This is a genomic window from uncultured Psychrobacillus sp. (genome assembly GCF_938022135.1).
Classification (GTDB): domain Bacteria; phylum Bacillota; class Bacilli; order Bacillales_A; family Planococcaceae; genus Psychrobacillus.
Map to the genome: position 1 here is coordinate 1 of NZ_CALIED010000049.1, position 5,709 is coordinate 5,709.

5 protein-coding genes and 1 pseudogene are annotated in these 5,709 nt (G+C 37.8%); 4 read left to right on the forward strand and 2 right to left on the reverse strand.

The genetic code is table 11. The annotated features are described in order from the left end of the window. Positions 1-1,300 (forward strand): PIG-L family deacetylase (locus Q0371_RS10115; protein ID WP_298470808.1); only part of this gene is annotated, 1,300 nt, incomplete at its 5' end. 242 nt (positions 1,301-1,542) lie between these two features. Here the strand turns inward: Q0371_RS10115 and Q0371_RS10120 are convergent. Together Q0371_RS10120 and Q0371_RS10125 are read right to left on the reverse strand one after the other, a co-directional pair. Further along, positions 1,543-2,115, reverse strand: a pseudogene (locus tag Q0371_RS10120) (hypothetical protein); the annotation flags it as partial. A 106-nt stretch (positions 2,116-2,221) separates the two neighbouring features. Further along, positions 2,222-2,440 carry a hypothetical protein gene (locus Q0371_RS10125; RefSeq protein ID WP_298470811.1) on the reverse strand — a complete coding sequence of 73 codons (219 nt, stop codon included), beginning with the start codon at positions 2,438-2,440 and terminating at the stop codon, positions 2,222-2,224. A gap of 350 nt (positions 2,441-2,790) precedes the next feature. Between Q0371_RS10125 and Q0371_RS10130 the strand changes: the two genes are divergently transcribed. The 3 genes from Q0371_RS10130 to nifJ form a co-directional block, all read left to right on the forward strand. Beyond that, the gene (locus Q0371_RS10130; protein ID WP_005343796.1) at positions 2,791-3,234 is read left to right on the forward strand and encodes an A24 family peptidase; all 444 of its coding nucleotides are present in this window, start codon (positions 2,791-2,793) and stop codon (positions 3,232-3,234) included. 128 nt (positions 3,235-3,362) lie between these two features. Next, positions 3,363-3,467 (forward strand): DUF6783 domain-containing protein, encoded by a 105-nt coding sequence (locus Q0371_RS19210; protein ID WP_334294678.1) that lies wholly within the window; start codon positions 3,363-3,365, stop codon positions 3,465-3,467. A gap of 417 nt (positions 3,468-3,884) precedes the next feature. Next, positions 3,885-5,709, forward strand: a 1,825-nt coding sequence (gene nifJ / locus Q0371_RS10135; RefSeq protein ID WP_298470814.1) for a pyruvate:ferredoxin (flavodoxin) oxidoreductase, incomplete at its 3' end; no start/stop codon positions are given.

Here is a 5,709-nt window from a genome sequence, read left to right on the forward strand (position 1 = left end):
AGCTTTGTTATCGTTGCTTTCCCTTTTGTTAGTTCTTGCATTATCGCCGCCTGGAGGTAGCGCTGCAAATCCTGATGAAACCAACGTTGAATTATGGAATGCGGTCAAGCCGCTCGAGACGACTGTGACATTCTTGAACAGCGGTGCCCATCCAGATGATGAACGCAGTGACTTTCTCGCTTATCTATCCAGAGGGTTAGGGGTGAAGACATCCAGCCTTATTGCAAACCGTGGTGAAGGAGGACAAAATGAAATTGGGGATGAACTGGACAATGCTCTTGGAATCATCCGTTCGAGGGAAATGATAGAAGCTGCAAAAATCACCGGGGTTAAGGCCTATCATCTAAGTGAAACTACCTCAGATCCCATTTATGATTTCGGCTTCTCTAAAACACCAAAGGAAACATTAGAAAAATGGGGCGAAGAACTCACCTATGAACGGCTTATCCGCTTTATTCGGACGTATCAGCCGGATATATTGATGCCATCCTTTCAAAATGATGATACCCAGCATGGACATCATCGAACAATGACAATCTTAAGTGAACGCGCCTTTAAGGATGCCGCCGACCCAACTGTGTTTCCACAACAATTGAAACAAGGTCTATCGGTATGGCAAGTGAAAAAATTATATTTACCTGTTTCCTCCGCAGATAAAGCCACCACATCCATTGAAATCGGTACCTATGACCCAATATACGGTATGACTTATCCACAGCTTGGAGAACAATCCCGCTATCTGCATAAAAGCCAAGGCATGGGTTCTGATATCCCAGCAGCACCTCGCCAGATCCATCTAGATTTGAAGCAAAGCTCGGTTGATACAAAAAGCCAGACAGACCTCTTTGCGGGTGTACCTTACAATTTTACTGAATGGGCTGAAAAACTCCCTCGCTCAGCTTCAAAATTAAAAGGTGAAGTTAAATACCTACAACGGAATTTGGACGCTGTTATTGCGGCTTATCCAAATGATAAACGTGTTTTTTCAACATCCCAAACAGCTCTCTCCAATGTTCGTTCAATTACTGCGCAAGTCAAAAAGGCAAAGCTAAGCCCTGCCATTAAGAACGACTTGCTTCATAAGCTCTCATTAAAAGAAGAGCAATTGCAAAACGTCAGTTATGTCTCCTCAGGACTCGAAGTTCAAGCTAAAGCAGCTTCAAAGATCCTTACGAAAGGTCAAAATACGTACGTAACCGTAACCGTAAAGAATAACGGGAAACACACATTGAAAAAAGTCGCTGCCGCATTGAACGTGCCTAAAGGATGGAAGACCAAAACAAGTTTCCAATTTGGGTAAGTGTATTTGGAAATTAAAAAATGCTATATATGGCAATATTTTTTTGTATGTAAAATTAGCCGAAAATATATAAAAATATGTATATTTTTCGACTTATAAAAATGTTCAATTAGGTACTAAAGTGCCAGTTCACCGTTCGCTAAACAAAGACATCATCTCAACTTGTTCTATATCACTCTTTTATTACGATATCTTGCTTTGAAAAAGCGTACTCCAATCAAATAATTTTTTAATTCTGTGTACTAACAACTGTACTTGAACTTAGGCTCTGTCTGAATATAAAAGGCATTTCTTACTTGTGCACTCCAATTTGCAAAGGCTGATCTCCATTCAGGAGTGTTAAAGAATTGATCTACAGTTTGAGTTTCAGAATGCCAAACTATAAATAGGTTGAGTGGGGCAATTCCTCCTGCCCAAATTCCATTATTTGCGTCAGTATCTTCTTCCCTTACTAATAATAAGGGTAGACCAAATTGAAAAGCCATTGAAGGTTCTACTTGTGAATAAACTGATCCTATCCAGAATGGAGTGGATGGTGGAAGGGGTCCTGCATTGACATCAACTGTTTGAATTTTAAAACGACGAAGGTTTACTGCCAACATTCCATAGCTTGATGAAACTAACCGACGAATATCAGTTAAAATGGATTCAGGATAACTTTCGCTTAATGGTAATGTACGCGGAAAAAGCAAAGCATTCTCAATCTCAAAAATTAGACGGTTTAGAAACCGTTGTTGGTTGTCATTTAAATGAGTTGTAGTACTTAAAAATATAGGAATACGATAAGCACGGTCAATACACTCTTGGTGTGCCGATGATGAATATACTTCACCCTTTAAAGGTTCATTTTTAGAATTGCTTGAGGAATCTGTACCTTTATTATCTTTTTATTTATCTTTATCTTTATATTTATTTTTATCACTACCCACTTTTCTCATCTCCTTTTTTTTCAAAAAGAGCTCCTACCATATCTTTAAAAAGACGTATTGGTAGAAATCTTGTCCGGATCGTGAAATAAAATCCGGTAGGAATTAGTAAAATGACTAAAAGTGAAAGGGGGAGTGTTCCGCCGCCGGGTAAGGGTGCGGTGAGTAAATCTCCCCATAAAAAATTGTATACTGTTTCGATTAATTTGACCATATTAATTTGTATCCTCCTGAAGGTAGTATATAATTTCTTTTTAATTTTGTAAATAAATAGTTGACTCTAGAAGAAAAATGGTATAAAATGGAAAAACAAACACATAAATGGTATAAAATAACTCAAATAGAAATTTAATACTTTTAAAAGTTCAAGAGAAAATAATGAAAGTTATTTAAAAAATTATTTTTGAGTCAAGTTAAATCTGTCAGTTGGAATGGTTTATAGATTAAACACATGTTAATAACTCCATTGCAGGGATTTTCATAATTATAGTATTTGGGTTACAGGGTCTGTAAAATAGTAAACTTAATAAAAATTCTGCAATTAGCAGGAGCCAGGGGGAGTATATGAGGGTAATTACAATGATTGTTATAGTTAGTATTTTACTGGTTATTTCTATAATTGATTTTAAAATCAAGATAATTCCGAATCAGTTAAATGTACTTTTGTTTATTTCAGGAATCTGGAGTGGTTTTGTTTTCCAGGAAGTTACATTCTTAAGTCGCTTTTTGGGAGTGTTTTCGGTTAGTATTCCGATGTTCATACTTGCAATTTTATGTTCAGGCGGACTGGGTGGAGGAGATGTTAAGCTAATGGCGGCAAGTGGAGTGTTACTAGGGATAAAGTGGAATATATTTGCTGCTTGTGCGGGATTACTTTTAGGAGGATTATATGGATTTTTTCTACTGATTACAAAGCGTGCGAAGCGAAAGGATTGCTTTGCGCTGGGACCTTTTTTGTGTATAGGGATTGCCGTTGTGTTTTTTAGATATATTTTTATGAAAGTGTGAGGGAGATAATATGGAATTACCGTGGATTCCCACTTAATTTTCTTTTCATCACTTCTGAGTAAAAAGTCGTTTTTCGTGAATTGTCTCATTGACATTTTGTCAAATAACGTGCCTGTTTTCCTATAGAGTTGTGTTGGCTTCATTCAGTTGACGTAGCCGCCCGTTACGCTGCCTTCATTCAGGCAAAATCTCCTGCAAATTGTGACACACATCTTGCAGAAAGCATTTTTTAAACACGTTCCAGTTGATTAAATTATGTAAAATTACGAAATTGTTATTTTTAAAAGATGGAGATAAATGGTGAAAACAAAGAGGAATCTCATAAAATAATTAAAAAAATGAAGAAAAAATATTAGAATTTTAATCCTGAATAATCCTAAAATTACAACAAAAAATTATTGAGAAAAAATCTAAAATAAGCCATATGTATATTGTATACAAAACTGTTGGTTTTATAGCAATTTTAACCTAAAATTGTTCTCGGAAAAATACGTTGTCAAGGGGAAAAATTGGCATAAAAAGGCTGTTTCGGGCAAGATTTTGTATTTTAGAAGGAACAGTTCCGAATAAGCTTTACATTACCTCAAAAAAATGATAATATTATGTCGAATTTAAAATAAACCACAACTTTTGACAAGGAGGAATAATCAATGCCTAGAGCAAAACAGTCTATGGATGGAAATACCGCAGCAGCTCACGTAGCATATGCGTATACAGATGTTGCAGCTATCTATCCTATTACACCATCTAGTCCAATGGCTGATTCCGTTGACCAGTGGGCAGCAGCAGGACAGGAAAATATTTTTGGTAACCAGGTAGTTGTTAGTGAGATGCAGTCTGAGGCAGGTGCAGCAGGTACTGTTCACGGTTCTCTTGCAGCTGGTGCTATCACAACAACATTTACAGCATCCCAGGGTCTTCTTCTTATGATCCCTAACATGTATAAGATCGCAGCTGAGCAGCTTCCATGTGTATTTGATGTATCTGCACGTACAGTTGCTACACAGTCTCTGAACATTTTCGGTGACCACAGTGACGTATATGCATGTCGTCAGACAGGATTTGCTATGCTGGCAGAAACTAACCCACAGGAAGTTATGGACTTAAGCCCTGTAGCACATCTTGCTGCAATCGAAGGTAAAGTTCCATTCATCAACTTCTTCGATGGTTTCCGTACATCTCATGAGATTCAGAAGATCGAAAAATGGGATTATGCAGACTTAAAAGAAATGTGCAACATGGATGCAGTTAAAGCTTTCCGTGAGCATGCTCTTAACCCAGAACACCCAGCTATGCGTGGTTCTCACGAAAACGGTGACGTTTTCTTCCAGCACAGAGAAGCTTGTAACTCTGTTTACGAAGCTTTACCAGCTGTTGTTAAGAAATACATGGGCAAAATCAACGAAAAACTGGGAACTAACTACGATTTATTCAACTACTATGGTGCAGAAGATGCAGACCGCGTAATCATCGCTATGGGATCTATCTGTGATGTAGCAGAAGAAGTAATTGATTACTTAACAGCAAAAGGTGAAAAGGTTGGTTTAATCAAAGTTCGTTTATATCGTCCTTGGGTATCTTCTGCATTATTAGACGTTATTCCTAAGACAGCTAAGAAGATCGCTGTTCTTGACCGTACAAAAGAGCCTGGAGCATTAGGAGATCCTTTATATCTTGATGTTGCTACAACTCTTAGAGAAGCAGGTCTTAACGATATCGTTCTTACAGCTGGACGTTACGGATTAGGTTCTAAAGATACTCCTCCTTCATCTGTATTTGCTATTTATAAAGAACTTGAAAAAGACGCTCCAAAGAGCCGTTTCACAATTGGTATCGTGGATGATGTTACAAACTTATCTTTACCAGAAGTTAAACCAGCTCCTATTACATCTGCTCCTGGTACAGTAGAGTGTAAGTTCTGGGGTCTTGGTGGAGACGGTACTGTAGGTGCTAACAAGAACTCTACAAAGATCATCGGTGATCACACAGATAAATACATTCAGGCATACTTCCAGTATGACTCCAAGAAGACAGGTGGTATTACAATTTCTCACCTTCGTTTTGGTGACAATCCAATCAGAAGCCCATACTACATTAATCAGGCTGACTTCGTAGCATGTCACAACCCATCTTATGTAGTTAAAGGTTACAAGATGGTTCAGGATGTTAAACCAGGCGGAATCTTCATGATCAACTGCCAGTGGTCTGATGAAGAATTAGATCATCATATGCCTGCAGCAGCTAAGAAGTATATTGCTGACAACAACATTCAGTTATACACAATCAACGCGATTGATAAGGCTATTGAGATTGGTATGGGTAAACGTACTAATACAATTCTTCAGTCTGCATTCTTCAAACTTGCTAACGTAATGCCAATCGACGAAGCTGTTGATTTCATGAAAGCAGCTGCTAAGAAATCTTACGGTAAAAAAGGTGATGCAGTCGTAGAGATGAACTACAAAGCAATCGATG